The 14402-nt window shown below is 34.8% G+C and carries 15 protein-coding genes and 3 pseudogenes; 4 read left to right on the forward strand and 14 right to left on the reverse strand.

Annotation, left to right across the window (positions count from 1 at the left end; genetic code table 11):
* The 4 genes and pseudogenes from U473_RS07890 to U473_RS07900 form a co-directional block, all read right to left on the reverse strand.
* A partial coding sequence (locus U473_RS07890; RefSeq protein ID WP_068725096.1) for a metalloregulator ArsR/SmtB family transcription factor occupies positions 1–569 on the reverse strand: 569 nt, incomplete at its 3' end.
* A 228-nt stretch (positions 570–797) separates the two neighbouring features.
* On the reverse strand, positions 798–1391 hold the full coding sequence (locus U473_RS07895) for a GGDEF domain-containing protein (RefSeq protein WP_068725098.1): 594 nt from the start codon (positions 1389–1391) through the stop codon (positions 798–800).
* A 27-nt stretch (positions 1392–1418) separates the two neighbouring features.
* Positions 1419–1466: pseudogene (locus U473_RS15675) on the reverse strand (hypothetical protein); the annotation flags it as partial.
* Positions 1454–1966, reverse strand: a complete 513-nt coding sequence (locus U473_RS07900) for a PAS domain-containing protein (RefSeq protein WP_068725100.1) — start codon at positions 1964–1966, stop codon at positions 1454–1456. The gene U473_RS07900 and the pseudogene U473_RS15675, both read right to left, overlap by 13 nt.
* Positions 1967–2113: 147 nt before the next feature.
* Between U473_RS07900 and U473_RS07905 the strand changes: the two genes are divergently transcribed.
* The gene (locus tag U473_RS07905; protein ID WP_068725102.1) at positions 2114–2350 is read left to right on the forward strand and encodes a helix-turn-helix domain-containing protein; all 237 of its coding nucleotides are present in this window, start codon (positions 2114–2116) and stop codon (positions 2348–2350) included.
* Between the two features lie 67 nt (positions 2351–2417).
* Here U473_RS07905 and U473_RS07910 read toward each other — a convergent pair whose 3' ends face one another.
* The 3 genes from U473_RS07910 to U473_RS07920 all read right to left on the reverse strand — a co-directional run bounded on the left by U473_RS07910 (position 2418) and on the right by U473_RS07920 (position 4936).
* Positions 2418–2945 (reverse strand): hypothetical protein, encoded by a 528-nt coding sequence (locus tag U473_RS07910; RefSeq protein ID WP_068725104.1) that lies wholly within the window; start codon positions 2943–2945, stop codon positions 2418–2420.
* Between the two features lie 81 nt (positions 2946–3026).
* On the reverse strand, positions 3027–3308 hold the full coding sequence (locus U473_RS07915) for a hypothetical protein (RefSeq protein WP_068725106.1): 282 nt from the start codon (positions 3306–3308) through the stop codon (positions 3027–3029).
* Between the two features lie 74 nt (positions 3309–3382).
* Positions 3383–4936 (reverse strand): rhomboid family protein, encoded by a 1554-nt coding sequence (locus tag U473_RS07920; RefSeq protein ID WP_068725108.1) that lies wholly within the window; start codon positions 4934–4936, stop codon positions 3383–3385.
* Positions 4937–5042: 106 nt separating this feature from the next.
* Here U473_RS07920 and U473_RS07925 point away from each other — a divergent pair, with 106 nt between their 5' ends.
* Positions 5043–5543 carry a DUF3907 family protein gene (locus tag U473_RS07925; protein ID WP_068725110.1) on the forward strand — a complete coding sequence of 167 codons (501 nt, stop codon included), beginning with the start codon at positions 5043–5045 and terminating at the stop codon, positions 5541–5543.
* 278 nt (positions 5544–5821) lie between these two features.
* Here U473_RS07925 and U473_RS07935 read toward each other — a convergent pair whose 3' ends face one another.
* The 4 genes and pseudogenes from U473_RS07935 to U473_RS07950 form a co-directional block, all read right to left on the reverse strand.
* Positions 5822–6223 (reverse strand): hypothetical protein, encoded by a 402-nt coding sequence (locus tag U473_RS07935; protein WP_068725115.1) that lies wholly within the window; start codon positions 6221–6223, stop codon positions 5822–5824.
* Positions 6224–6349: 126 nt separating this feature from the next.
* Positions 6350–7963: pseudogene (locus U473_RS07940) on the reverse strand (MDR family MFS transporter).
* Between the two features lie 14 nt (positions 7964–7977).
* The gene (locus U473_RS07945; protein ID WP_082732438.1) at positions 7978–8409 is read right to left on the reverse strand and encodes a MarR family winged helix-turn-helix transcriptional regulator; all 432 of its coding nucleotides are present in this window, start codon (positions 8407–8409) and stop codon (positions 7978–7980) included.
* Between the two features lie 139 nt (positions 8410–8548).
* On the reverse strand, positions 8549–9208 hold the full coding sequence (locus U473_RS07950; protein WP_068725118.1) for a TVP38/TMEM64 family protein: 660 nt from the start codon (positions 9206–9208) through the stop codon (positions 8549–8551).
* A gap of 168 nt (positions 9209–9376) precedes the next feature.
* Between U473_RS07950 and U473_RS07955 the strand changes: the two genes are divergently transcribed.
* Positions 9377–9583: an alpha/beta-type small acid-soluble spore protein gene (locus U473_RS07955; RefSeq protein WP_068725120.1), complete on the forward strand. Its 207-nt coding sequence runs from the start codon at positions 9377–9379 to the stop codon at positions 9581–9583.
* A 70-nt stretch (positions 9584–9653) separates the two neighbouring features.
* Here the strand turns inward: U473_RS07955 and U473_RS07960 are convergent, their stop codons facing one another.
* Both U473_RS07960 and U473_RS07965 read right to left on the reverse strand, forming a co-directional pair.
* Positions 9654–10619, reverse strand: coding sequence for a cell wall hydrolase (locus U473_RS07960; protein ID WP_068725122.1), 966 nt, complete (start codon positions 10617–10619; stop codon positions 9654–9656).
* Between the two features lie 184 nt (positions 10620–10803).
* On the reverse strand, positions 10804–11928 hold the full coding sequence (locus U473_RS07965) for a PRK06851 family protein (RefSeq protein ID WP_068725124.1): 1125 nt from the start codon (positions 11926–11928) through the stop codon (positions 10804–10806).
* A 196-nt stretch (positions 11929–12124) separates the two neighbouring features.
* Between U473_RS07965 and metC the strand changes: the two are divergent.
* Positions 12125–13296, forward strand: a pseudogene (gene metC / locus U473_RS07970) (cystathionine beta-lyase).
* Positions 13297–13462: 166 nt separating this feature from the next.
* Here metC and U473_RS07975 read toward each other — a convergent pair.
* Positions 13463–14377, reverse strand: a complete 915-nt coding sequence (locus U473_RS07975; RefSeq protein ID WP_068725126.1) for a ketopantoate reductase family protein — start codon at positions 14375–14377, stop codon at positions 13463–13465.
* Positions 14378–14402 lie beyond the last annotated feature (25 nt).

Genomic DNA, 14402 nt, shown 5'->3' on the forward strand with positions numbered 1-14402 from the left:
ATAAAAGAATTGACTATAAATTCTCTACGAATCGTGGCAAAGTCCTCATGAAATTGTTTAATATGTTCATTAATCTCTTTCTCCGAGTATTTCTTCCCTTGCTCTAACTCTTTTATCATATATTCTAAAACGAATAACTTTTTCTTTCTTTGAGAAGGTATATTTTTAAGCTTTCCATTTGGGGTAAAGAAGTTTTTGATCACTTCTACTTTTTGCTTTTCTAGTTTTTCCTTCTTCATTTTCTCCCTTTCCGTTTCTTCTTCCATATCCTCACCTCCTAATTGATCACTTAGTTCATGAGAAAAAACGACTTTAATAATTGATTCTGCCTTTCTTCTTAAGGTTTTTTCATCTAAATAAAAATAAATGGTGTTCTTATCCCTTCGTTCATAGATCAGTCCTACTTCTCTTAACTTCATCATATGGTGTGTAATCGTTGGTGGCTTAACTCCTAATTTGCCAGCCAATGCCTGCCCGTGTAATGGCTCTTTTGCTAATAATACAAGAATTCTTATTCTTGTGGGATCTGCTAATACTTTATGAAAGTTAACAAGCCGATCAAGCTGCAAACCAATTCCCCTCCAACCTGTTAGATGAAATAACTTTAAAAAATAAAGACTTGTTTAATATTTATCTAATTAGATAATAATCAAATCAACTACCAATATCAACTTTTTTTATTTCAATATAAAAAAAGGGTTGTATATTCCATCGCGCTCCGTCATCCGTGCCCTTCTATGAATAAAGATTACGGAGAAAAGGGCACTTCTGAAGGCACACAAAGTGTACAAGTCGTGCTACAACCCTTTTCGTAAGGCATTTTCCAATTGCAGTTTTCGGTAGTATTTATCACTCAATTCCGTGGTATAAAAACGATACGTATTCTTCCCATCTTCCTTTGCCAAATACATAGCAATATCCGCACTACGTATAAGGGTTTCAATATCTTCACCGTCATACGGGTAAATGCTTATTCCAATGCTAGGTGTGACAAATGTTACATGACCCATTAATAGAAATGGAGATTTAAACTCATTAAGCATTCGCTCAGCAATTTTTGTAACCTCATTTCTACCGATATTCTCAAGCAAGACAACAAATTTATCACCACCATAATGAGAGACTAGATCATTTTGACGAATGCAATTCTTTAATCTTTCAGCAGCCTGTTGTAATAGCAAATCTCCAACATTGTGCCCTAAAGTATCATTGACTAACTTAAAGCGATCTAAATCAATGAACATCAATGCCGTAATCATTTTTTGCTGTTCTGAACGTTTGATGAAATATTGAAGGTATTTATTCAAGAGATAACGATTAGATAAACCTGTTAAGGCATCATAAAAGGCCAGTTGATTAATTTTTTTCTCTACCTTTTTCTGCTCTGTCACATCATGAATGGTACCTATGAAAGCATTTTTATCATGGTAGACTGTTTTTGAAGCATGTAGCTCTATATAAATGATACTGCCGTCTTTTTTATCCCTCTTATATGTTCATGTATATGTTCAACATTCTGACTCATCTTCGCATATTTTGTAAGTAACTCTTTATCTTCAGGGATGATCAGATCCAAAATATTGATTTGAGCAAGTTCTTGATTTGTATAACCAATAATTTCTTTAAAACGAGGATTTGCATAAATAATTCGTCCATTTTGATAAATATATATTCCTACAAATGCACCCTCAACCAAACTCCGATATTTGGCCTCTGTTTCCATTAGTGTTTTCTCAATTATCTTACGTTCAGTAATGTCCCTGACAAGCTTTTTCCTACTCTTCGTTAGCTCTTCAAGATATAATCTTGATTTGTCATATTGCACCCCAAACCATAGGGTGATAAAAGTAGTGATCGCAGCAATGAACAAGTCATGACGATCAATATCCAATTCTACAACACTATGAAAAGCAACAACGATTAGACCTACAAAAACCGCTGTTATTCTACCTAGATACTTTTTCAATTTTAATCCCCCCCATCATTCGGCTTCTTTCACAAACATTACTATTTTACCATAGCGTTCTCTGAAATTGTAGACTCTTGTCCGTGGACAACTTCCTTAATAAAAAATCATAATGGTTCAAGAATCCCAAAAAAAGGAGAAACCAGCTTGGACGTTCAAATTATCTTTGGTAAAGTTTTAAAAAACTTAAGGGTTAACCGTAAGATCTCCCAAGAAGAGTTGGCTTTTCGCTCAAAGCTTGATCGTACTTATATTAGTTTATTAGAAAGAGGAAAACGCAAACCTAGCTTGAACACGATTTATGCCCTTTCAAAGGCATTAAGTATAAAGCCTTCTGAATTAATTAGAGAAGTTGAAAATGAGTATCAATTAGACGATGAATAGCCTCCATAGAGTCAAGGTCACTCACGAACAGAGTGACCTTTATCAATTGATGATAAAAAAATGAGCTTTATATCCCTAGATAAGGGATTTGTTCTTCTTTTGCCGTGAAATAGTCCCCTTTGTGATGCAAAAACTGATAGCGATGTTGAACTAAGGCCACATGGCGAAGTTGCTGTTTACAGTAATTCACTCCGTGAGCACAATAAAGCGTATGGTTTCCCTTCAATGACAATTTTGTTACAGCTCTATTTTCACTATTGATTCCGATAATCGCCTGGGCGATTATCCAACCCATTGTAAATTCATCTTCTGGTTTACTCGCAACTTTAAATGGTGTTAAAATCCAGTCCTCAGTCAATGGAAGAGGAATCATCTGACTCTTTCCTATAGCTTGTCCATACTGTTTCCGCAAGGCTACGATATCATATCCAAAGAACTGAACAATTCCATGTAGAAATGAGTGTGCGGATGTTGGTAATTCTTCTGAGGTTCCGTCTACGTATAGTACCTTTAAATACAAGCCTTCTCCTGCTACTGCTGTAGCAAAAAAGGCACATCCCTTCGATAAAAACGGATAAAATTGTATTCTTTTCACAGAATCCCCTACCCCCTTTGTTATCATTATATACAAACATATGTTCCTATTCAAGTATAAAAAAACCCTGATTTTGGCAAATCAGAGTGCTAATCGTTTTTTTGCTTCATCTAGATCCATATCCAATTTTATAATCATATATAATGGACTAACTGGAGAGATAATCTGTTTTAGGGATTGAAATAAAATAGGTCTTTCATTTCTTAAAATGGTGACAACCTCTACAGTAGGGGGAATCGTATTTTTGACTCTTAAAAGAGTATTTAAAAAATCAATCACTTTATATACGTCTTTCCTATGATCAGTAATTTCTTCTAAAAAAGAATTGAATTCTTTAATAATGGTTTGGTCATATTCGCTCATCTTATTGTCTCCTTTTCACGATGTTTATTTTTATTTTACATCATAAAGAAAGGGAAACATATGAACCATTTGTCCTATTGTATTTCTTTTAATAGTTGTTTTGCCTCATTAAAATCTGGATTGATTTCTAATGCTTTTTGTAAATGCTGGATTGCTTCCTGCTCGTTTTTCTCAAAGATAGAAATCAGGGCAAGATAATAATGAGCTTGATACAATTTTGGTTGTAACTCCAGACTTTTTTGATAATACGCTGCAGCCTGTTCCAATTGTCCTTCTTTCAGTAAAGTGCTAGCAAAATAATAATGTGCATAAGGGTTATCTGGGTAAGATTTAACCAATTGGTTAAATAGGGTGTGTGCTTCATTTAGGTTATTATTTTGTAACGCTTTTTCCCCCTTTAATAGAAGAGCTTCGCTTCCTTTCACTTCCCTCCCATTAATTCCCCACCAAGTACTAACTGAAACGATAAGTAAGATCATGGTTGCAGTTAAAGTAACCAACCATTTATTATGCTTCTGATTTGGTAGATGGACGATCGCTGCTATCAAAAACCCACCAATGAGTCCCCCAAGATGGGCATAATTGTCGATGTTTGGAACCACCATTCCAAAAACGAGGTTGACCATGATTACACTAATAATATCCTTTCCCATGGTTCTAAAAAATAGATCAGGATTCACATAGCCAAAATATAATAATGCGCCAAAAAGGCCAAAAATTGCACCTGATGCCCCTGCTCCAATGTTATTTGGAGCAAATAAAAAGCTGCTAATATTCCCAATGATCCCAGCGAACAAATAAATGAGAAGAAAACGAGTTGATCCGTAAATTCTCTCTGTCATCTGTCCAAGATAATGCAAGGCCACATTATTTAATGCAAAATGGAGAAATCCAATATGTAAAAAAATCGGGGTAAAGAGTCGCCAATACTCTCCTTGGGTGATGAGAAAGGATTCCTTTGCACCAAAATCAAGAAGTACTTCTGTATTGGTGCTTCCACCCTTTAGGGTCATTAAAAAGAAAAAAACTGCATTAATTGCAATAAGGAAATAAGTTAGGATTGGTTTCCCAAATTGAAATACTTGTTTATATTCCTCTTCTTTGCGTTTTTGTATCTCTTTCATTTCCTCTATTAACTGTTCAGGTTCTATCGATATGGGATTTGAAAAAGAATCGACAAAAGGTTCTTTTGTTATTTTTAAGTATTCAAAAGTGCCTTCGGGAATACCTAGTTGTTGGTTCTCTAGATCAACATAACCAAAAAATAAATCTAAATGGTTTCCTAATGTTTTAGAGGATTGAGCAATCATTTGTTGAATTTCATAAGAAGGTATAGCTTGAAAAAGATAAATATTGAAAAAATCCATTCTATTAGCCGATACTTGTCGGGAGATTTGATCTGCTTTTATTACAGCTTGTTCCATCTCTTGCTGCAAATGATTAGGCCAAATAAAGTCAATGGAAATCAAACGGAGATAAAGGTATCTTCGTCCAACATTATTTATAAAATGTAGGGTTGGAAAATGATCATTTATACCCAATTGGTCTTCTATATGAAATAGGGAAAAATCTTGTTCTCTTATTAAATTAGCAGCGACAGACCACATATAATCTTTTGAAGAGATCAAAAGCGAAACACCCACCATTCTTAGAATACTTATCTATTTTATCAAATTTTCATACCAAAGGAAATGATTGGGTGTTACAATAAAAAGAAAAGTGGAGGAATCGGAAATGCCTGAATCTCAAATTAAACAGCTTATACTTTTATCACAAAATTTGTTAAAAGAAATCAATGAATCGCTTGAACATTTTTTGAATTTCCATGCTGTAAACAATTTAGTCTACAATGAGGGTCAAATAGTGAAGACGTGTGAATTATTATCTGATTTACGCCATTTATTAGTCAACTGTGAAAATACTTATCAAAAACTAGGGGTTGTTGCTAGAAGCCATCATTTTAATAAGGATTTTGCAGAACAAGTTCTTTATGAAACGGTCTATCTTTGTGTACATAAATTCTATTACCCTGCACACGAAGTCTATGAAGAGGATGGTAGACATTCCTACACCGGAAAAGATGCGATCAAATTTTCTTATACCCCACATCCTGATACAAAAAAAATCATTCTTGCATTATCCAAAACCTTTGAAATCTTACGTGAAGAATTAAGCTATTATGAAACAGATTATGTAACCAAAAAAAGACTACAACAAGGAGAACAATTTGATTAGAGTAAAAATAAAACAACCCTTACTTTAAATAGTGAAGGGTTGTTATTTTTTGCGTTTTAAGCGCTTTACTATCCAAAAAATGACAATCAAAATGAACAAACCAACAATCCATACGATTTGGTTCATATTGTTTGTAGAAGAGTGGTCTTCTTCTGCTATTAGCTTTTTTGGTGCCTCCGGGATTTTGGGTGAATCCTTTTTTTCTACAAGATATTTAGAAAAATCTTGACTAATTCCTTTTGTTAGATTGATCAACGCGAGAGGAACAGACCCAGCTTTCACATTAGGAACGAAATACTGTTCAATTTCAGTTTTAAAAAAACATCATCTAATCCCTTTTTTTGTAGCGCCTCGCCAGTAACAGCAAAGATTTCCTTCTGATCGGTAAATATCAGAATCATAATCGTATCCTGCGAAAAATTTCTCTGTTGAAACATTGTTTTGGCCTCAAGATCGATTCCTTCCTTACCACTTGGAAGAACGATAATCTTGTAGATTTCAGGCAATTTTTTAACTTCGTTTTCAATTCTTTCCTTATCTGATTCAGAAAAGTATTGATACGGATCGTCTACCACAAAATCCTTTTCTTCTGCTTTTGCTATGATTATCCGTCCCTGATTCGATAGGATTAGGACAAGGAATAGTAAAGCCCATATTTTAATAAAACGGCTATACATCATTGTTCAATCCTTTCCTTCTTTTCCAACATCTCATATTTCGACAAATCTATTATACCATAGAAAAAGGAAAAAAAGAGGCTAAAACAATGAAAAAAGATTGAATAAGTTAATTTTAGAATGCTTTGGTTATTCTTGAACTAAAAAATCATGATTTGTTTTTTCTTTCTTTATTTCTCTTTTATTCTCACGAGTTGATTTTCTTAATGGTATTTCTTTCAAAAAAAATACAAGAACTAAGTTGATAAACATAATTAAAAATCCATAGAAGAAGACAGATTCAATTGCATGAGAAAGAGCAACTCGAACGGCTTCTAAAATTTGGTTAAAAATGTTTAAAGTTTCAGGTGGGATCGTAGCCTTAATCTTTTCTATCCCCTCGGGATCAAATAATACCTGAGGATTTGTTAATTGATTTAAACCTGATTTGGCAAATAACTCTTTTGCCTTTGAAGGAATAAGTTTAGCAAGATCTTCATTCATTTTATGGGACATAATCGTTCCCATGATCGCGACGCCAACCGTTCCACCAATCTGTCTAAATAACTGAACAGAGGATGTGGCCACACCAAGAAATTGTGGTGAAACCGCATTTTGTACCGTTAGTACAAACAAAGGCATGATTATTCCCAATCCTGCTCCTAAAACAACCATATTGATTACAGCCGTTATATTTGTTGTGTTGATATCCATACGAGACAATAAGTACATGGAAATAACAACCACTGTCGCTCCAAAAATGGCCAACTTTTTATATTTCCCTGTTTTTGAAGTGATTTGACCACTCAGTGTACTAGCAATCACCATGCTAATCGTCATTGGCATAAGAACTAATCCTGATTGAGTAGCTGAAGAACCGATTACACCCTGTATAAATAAAGGAATAAACATGATCGAGCCAAATAATCCAATTCCTGTTAAGAAACCAATAGTATTAGCAACAGTGAAAATACTGTTTTTAAACAAATGTAGTGGCAAAATTGGATCAGCTACCTTACTTTCTATCAAAATGAATAAGAATAGGCCAACTGCAGCGATAATAAATAAAGTAATAATTTGTGTTGAACCCCAAGCATACTTATTACCTGCCCATGAAAAACCAAGCAACAAAGGAACTAAAGTAACCACTAAGAACATGGCTCCAAAGTAATCTACTTTTGCTTTTTCTACACGAATTTCATGTTTAGGAAACAAAATATAAATCAAGATCAATGCAAGAATTCCAGTTGGTAGGTTCACTCAAAAAATCCAATTCCAAGAGTAATGATCAACGATAAATCCTCCTAATGTCGGACCAATAATACTAGATAATCCAAAAACTGCACCCATCAAACCTTGCCATTTTCCTCTTTCTGCTGGAGAAAATAAATCCGCAACAGTGGTCATGGATGAGGACATAATCGTACCGCCACCCAAACCTTGAATGCCCCTATAAATAATTAATTGGGTCATTGAAGTTGCCGTCCCTGATAAAAATGCTCCGATCATAAAGACACTAATTCCAGAAATTAAAAACCATTTACGGCCATAAATATCAGATAGTTTTCCCACAAGAATGACAGTGATGCTTGTTGCTAACATGTAAATTGTAAAAATCCAAGTATAATAATCCATACCACCTAAATCAGCTACAATTTTTGGAAGAGCTGTATCTACGATGGTCTGACTTAAAGAAGCAAAAAACATGGCCATCATGATGGTTAACATGACGGTAATTTTCTTTTTATTTTCTAAATGTTCCATTTGATCTCCTCCATCTATGATGTTTTCATATTATCCCTTATTTTTTTATAAATACGTATTAAATGTTGAAGATCTTCTACGGGAAGACCTTCCATATATTTCTCCATCATCTGATGACGATATTGGCGAAACTCTTGAAGAAGCTCTGTACCTTTTTCTGTTATGTGCAAATAAACAACACGTCTATCCTCGTCACAACGATCTCTTTCAGCCAGTTCTTGGCGAATTAATTTATCTGAAAGTGCAGTTACTGCTGGTACACTTACACCCATTTTTTCTGCAACTTCGGTTATTTTTAAAGGTCCTTGATCATTTAGCATTTTTAAAACCCAAAATTGACTCCAAGAGATTCCTGACTTGAGAAATTTATTTTTCTCTATGCCAATCATTTGCGTAATCTCGTAAAAAATACTGGTAAACTCTTTTATTAATGTTTTTTTATCCAACACTTAATCCTCCTAATATTTAAGTGACTTAACTATTTTAATCAAAATCATAAATTAATGCAACACCCAGATTAGCCCACAAAAATAAGGAACGGAAGCTTATTTCACTTCAGTTCCTTTTATCTTAAAGTTATGAAAGTCATTTACCTTTTAGGGTTAATCTTTTATTCAATAGATAACCAATCCATACAAGCAAAGTGAAAATAATCACGACAATCATGAGTCGCTTAGGATGTTGCTTAAAGTAAACCATATCATGCCCCATCAGGGTTTCAAGGAATACAATCGGTAATTTGCCAACCACCGTAGACCAGAAAAATTGACGAAAAGATAAGGGAGAAATACCACCAATAAAATTTACAGCACTTGAGGGAATCACAGGGATGACTCTTGCTAACAGGAAAATAAAAAAGCTATTTTTCTTAATATGTAAATTTAGCTTATCCAGAAGCTTATACTTTGATGCCTGCTTCATTGCATAATCTTGTGCTAAATATCTTGCAAATAAAAAAGAGACGATTGCGCCGATCACTGCAGCCATCCAACTAATCCAATAGCCATGCCACAAACCAAAAACTAGTGCATTTGCCCCTGCTAAAAGAACAAATGGGATAAAAGGAAAAAAGGTTTGAATAATTACAATGATAATGCTAATCAGAATGGCTAACCAACCATACGATTTCAAATGCTTAACCAGTGCATTCAAGTTCCCATGTCTTAAAATCGTACCCATTTCCGTACCAAAAAGCAGATATCCTAAAACAAATATTACAATCCCAATGATCACCCATTTTTTCACAAGATGACTGCCCCCACTATTAAATTCCTATTCCTTTTTTATTGTAACATAATCAACTTTGTTGTGATTAGCTTTATTCAAATATAACTTTTGCTATTAATCAGATATACATTCTTTAACAGGTATGATTCGTTAAACTAAACCAAAAATAATATTGGGGGTGATATTTTGAGCAGAAGAAACCGCTTAATCAATCCGAAGGCTGAACAAGCGATGGATCATTTAAAATATGAAGTCGCTAAGGACTTAGGTCTAGATGATGACATCAGAGATCGTGGCTTTGGAGAAATGACAACAAGAGAAGTTGGCAAAATAGGCGGGAATATGGTTAAAAAGATGATTACTATTGCCGAAGAGCAAATGGCTAATCGATAGTGCTCAAAACAGACAGCCTTCCATATGGGGCACCTTGAATTGGGTGCCCTTTATCACTTTTGTGGGTGAGTTATCGAACAAAACGATGGTTACCTATGGTTTTGATCACTTTCTTTTGCGTAAAGAAAGAACTCTTTGTAACCTTGGGATTGTAAAAATATAAAGCTCCTTCCACAGGATCTACTCCTTCTAACGCTTCTCTTGCAGCTTTATATGCACTATCGCTAGGGATTACCTTATAAATCTCCCCTGTTCTTACAGGTGTAAATTGACCCTTTGCAAAAATAACATCATAGATCGAATTAGCAAAGGTATCCTCTAATACTCGATTGATAATCACTGCCCCAACAGCAACTTGGCCTTCATATGGTTCATTACCAGCTTCTAAATAGATAATTTTTGCTAACCATTCTAATTCCTCATCTTGAAATGAGATCACTGCTTTTGCCTTTAATTGATCAACCGTAGTAACCTCAACAGATTCTAGATAAATTTTGGAACCAACTGTTAGATTGTTTTCATCAGCGATTTGATTCCAAGCTTTTAAGTCTTTAACTGGAATTCCAAACACTTGTCCGATACTTGCTAATGTATCACCTTCTTGAACATTGTATGTAATTTTTTCACTAATATAAACCGTTTTGGTCGTATTATCCCAGTCAACATTATAAAACAATGCTTCAGAAACAAAACGAATGGGTACATAGGTCGCATTATTAAGAATGATAGCAGGTGCGTCCATTAAAATCTTTTGTTGATCACGCGTTGCGAATCTTTCTCCAATCTTAAATTGAATCATATGGTTCTCTTGAGTAAAAGTAACTTGTTGTAAGTCACTATCCCAATTTAATTCGGCTCCTAAAAATTCAGATATCTTACGTACAGGCACATACGTCCTCTTATCAATCAATCTAGCATCTGGTTGATCGATAAGCTTTCCGTTAATCTTTAACTGAATAGAGGATGCATCTGCCTGAACCCCTACAAAGAGGGATATGATCAAAAATAGGACAATCAGACTGATTTGCTTCTTCATTAAATTCTCCTTTCGCCACTGAAAATGATTAAAAAAATCTATTTTTTCCATTGTAACATGAATTTGCTTCAAAAATCATAGTTAATTTTAGCAAATTGATGTTTTTATGAAATATATAGATAGTGTTATATCAAAAAAAAGAACCCTCTTTAAGATTATTCTCAAAAAGGATTCTTTTCGTTATTTAAAAAATTACTTCGCTTTTATATTGTGCTTTCTCCTCAGCATATTGCAAAACTTCATCAAGAATTTCTTCTCTTTTGGCATTAATCCGTTCAAAGTCCATTGCCGCTACATAATATCTTTCTAATAAATCATGAAGTCGTTTTGCCTCTTTAATATAATTGGTTCCAATGGTCATTTTAATTTTATATCTTGATTCAATATTGTGTAATTCTTTTTCCTTTTCCACTTCTACATTCGGGTTAATACATAATGCAAACATATCAACAATTTCATCATTATCTCTTGTTGCATCAATGACATGGGGAGCAGTTCCATCAAGAACAGCGACACTCAACGTTGGAATGATCACCATATCTAAACTATTAGGATCAAATCCACATGGAAAATACTCTACAGACAAGCCTAATTCTTCAGCGCGTTTTCCGATCTTTTTCATCATCGTTGATTTACCACTACCAGGACGCCCTTTTACAATATATCTCTTTTCTTTATCCTCGGTAATATTATCGATAAAATTTACCGCTCCTTGTGGAGTAGCAGCACCAAAGAAAATGCGTTTTGTCGTTGGATTTTCTTCCTTTGTGATTTCCCTAGTAAAAATTTTTTCAATTAACGTTTCTGTTACTTCATTTGCCTTATCAAAATTCATTTCTGCCAAGTAAATATCTTCCCATTCGTCATGAATCGATTTTGCTTCTGCAAATTGTTCATAGGCTCGTTTAAAATTAGCCGAGATGTCTTGTGTTAGTTTGATGATTTCCTTGCCATTCTCTTTAAGCTTTTTATCATCCCAAAATTCACCGAGGTTAATAATCTCATCGATAACCCCTGGAAATTTTGGATCTACGATATGAGGAGCCGTTCCATCTACAAAACCTAATTTCAATTCAGGAATAATCACTCCATCTAAAGAGTTATTGTCTGACGAACAATGAAGAAATTGAATGTTGTATCCTTTATCTGCCATCGTCATGCCAATCGTTCTCATAAATGATGATTTCCCTGTCCCAGGGCCACCTTTAAATATATATAAACGGTCTAATCCCTTTAAAGCCTCATCATATAAGGAATAAAAACCAACACTCGTATTTCCGCCTGCATAGTAGTTTTTAATTGTACTCATATGTCTTCCTCCTAGTTCTACATATCTTTCGTTTAGGCCATTCGCCTAATTTAGTCTATGCGGTATAATGCAAAATGTTCCTCTAATTAAGAATTATTATTATTCAAAATAAGAATTTTTACTTTTTGCGGTTGAAAAACTTATTTTCATCATGTACATTTATATGAAATGATTTTAATAATGGGAGGTTTTCCAATTGAATCAGAATGAATTAAGTTTTCAGACGCTATTAGTTCACAATAAACACTCGATAGATCCTTCTTCAGGAGCAGTTAGCGTTCCTATTCAGCATGCATCTACCTTTCATCAATTTAATTTCGATCAGTTTGGCCAATATGACTACAGTCGGTCTGGAAATCCAACAAGAGATGCCCTAGAGCAAACCATTGCTGAACTTGAGCATGGAGTAAGGGGTTTTGCCTTTGCATCTGGAATGGCCGCTATTTCAACAGCTTTTATGCTTTTCTCTAAAGGAGATCATGTATTAGTCACTGAAGATGTTTATGGTGGTACCTATCGTCTTGTTACCCAAGTTCTTTCTCGTTTCGGTATTGAATATACCTTTGTCGATATGACAGATTTAGATCAGTTAAAAAAAGCATTCGTCCGAATACAAAAGTGATCTACATTGAAACACCATCCAATCCTACCCTTAAAATCACTGATATTCGAGCAATTGTTGATTTAGCTAAAACACACGGATGTTTAACCTTTATTGACAACACTTTTTTAACCCCTGCATTACAGCAACCTTTAGAATTAGGCGTAGATCTTGTTTTACATAGTGCAACCAAATTCATTGCTGGCCATAGTGATGTGATTGCTGGTTTAGCTGTGGTTAAGGATGAAGAGTTAGGACAAAAACTTTATTTCCTTCAAAATACTTTTGGTTCTGTATTAGGCCCACAAGATACTTGGCTTATTTTAAGAGGAATTAAAACATTACATGTTCGTTTAAAGCAATCACAAGAGTCTGCAATGGAAATCGCAAAGTACTTGCAGCAAATTCCTCAAGTAGAACAAGTCTATTATCCAGGGTTACGAGAACACAAAGGTTTTGAGGTTCAACAATCTCAGGCCAAAGGAGCAGGGGCAGTGCTTTCTTTTCGGTTAAAAGATGAACAAGCCGTGAGAACATTTGTTAAAGAAGTAAAAATTCCTGTCTTTGCTGTAAGCCTTGGAGCAGTTGAATCGATCCTATCCTACCCTGCAAAAATGTCCCATGCAGCCATGCCGAAGGAAGAACGGGAAAAACGAGGAATTACAGATGGGTTGCTTCGTTTATCTGTTGGGTTAGAAGATCCAAGGGATCTGTTAGCTGATTTCGAACAGGCTTTTTCAAAACTAAATGTAAAATATAACCTATAACAAAACAAAGCTCGTTTGTTTGTTGCAGCAATTACATTTTAATCTTCTAAGCAAATTTTAAAAACACCTTATACTTTTGTGCAGTATAAGGTGTTTATTTTTGATAGGATCCCGCAAAAGTAATCGGAGTAAACTTCGAAGGAAGTCGACATTTTTGTGGGTGTTATTAAAACTTCGAGGCCTTTAATGTTAGAACACCATACACCATTTCATGATATGGTGTCTCAACATTTGCTTTTTTTCCATATTTAACAACAGCACCACTTAAGCTATCCACCTCTATTGGCTTTCTCCGTTCAAAGTCAACGAGCATTGAGGATTTAGTTGTCGGAGCAAAATTGTGTCCAATTTGATAAGCTACTTCTACATCTTCATCTGATAATTCAATGCCATTCGCTCTGGCAACATGCTTTACCTCTTTAAGAAGTTTACAGAAAAGTTGGTCTGTTTTTTCGCAAGCCCAAACATCCCCTGCCGGTAATTCAGTAATCGTAGTAATTGCGCTAAAAGAGCTAATAAACATAAACTTTTTCCAAATATCCTTTTGAATGTTGCCAGAAAGAACCGTTGGTATACCTGCTTCTTGAAAAACAGATAGTAATTGCTTAGCTCTCTCTGTAATTTGTCCATCCATTTCTCCAAAGATGATATCTCGTTTTGCACTTTTTTGAGCAATGATACCAGGTGCTTCTATCGTTGTTTCTATGTATGTAAGACCGCCCAATACTCTCTCTTTTCCTACAACTTCAGCCATGATTTCCTCATTACCTACACCATTTTGTAGGTTTAAAACCATTGAATCCTCTTTTAAAATAGGTAGGATCTGCTCGGTCGTTTTTTTGATATCGAAGCCTTTTGTAGTAAATAAAACGACGTCAACCAATCCAACCTCTTGTGGATCAGCAACTGCTTTTAATGGTAGCTGAAAATCTCCGTGAACACTATGTACTGTTAATCCATTCTCCTGAAGTGCTTTCAAATGTTCTCCTCTAGCAATTAAGGTGACTTCGTGACCTTTTTGTGCCAATAATCCCCCAAAATAGGCACCTACTCCTCCTGCACCCATCACAGCAAACTTCATTTTACATCCTCCTCCTCTTACCCAT

The organism is Tepidibacillus decaturensis (assembly GCF_001561915.1).
Lineage (GTDB): Bacteria > Bacillota > Bacilli > Tepidibacillales > Tepidibacillaceae > Tepidibacillus_B > Tepidibacillus_B infernus.

Excerpts from the sequence above, each read along its gene's own strand:
- U473_RS07965 (WP_068725124.1), bottom strand. The coding sequence starts at position 11,928 with ATGAGTACAATTAAAAACTACTATGCAGGCGGAAATACGAGTGTTGGT.
- U473_RS07960 (WP_068725122.1), bottom strand. The coding sequence starts at position 10,619 with ATGAAGAAGCAAATCAGTCTGATTGTCCTATTTTTGATCATATCCCTC.
- U473_RS07935 (WP_068725115.1), bottom strand. The coding sequence starts at position 6,223 with ATGATGTATAGCCGTTTTATTAAAATATGGGCTTTACTATTCCTTGTC.
- U473_RS07925 (WP_068725110.1), top strand. The coding sequence starts at position 5,043 with ATGCCTGAATCTCAAATTAAACAGCTTATACTTTTATCACAAAATTTG.
- U473_RS07915 (WP_068725106.1), bottom strand. The coding sequence starts at position 3,308 with ATGAGCGAATATGACCAAACCATTATTAAAGAATTCAATTCTTTTTTA.
- U473_RS07975 (WP_068725126.1), bottom strand. The coding sequence starts at position 14,377 with ATGAAGTTTGCTGTGATGGGTGCAGGAGGAGTAGGTGCCTATTTTGGG.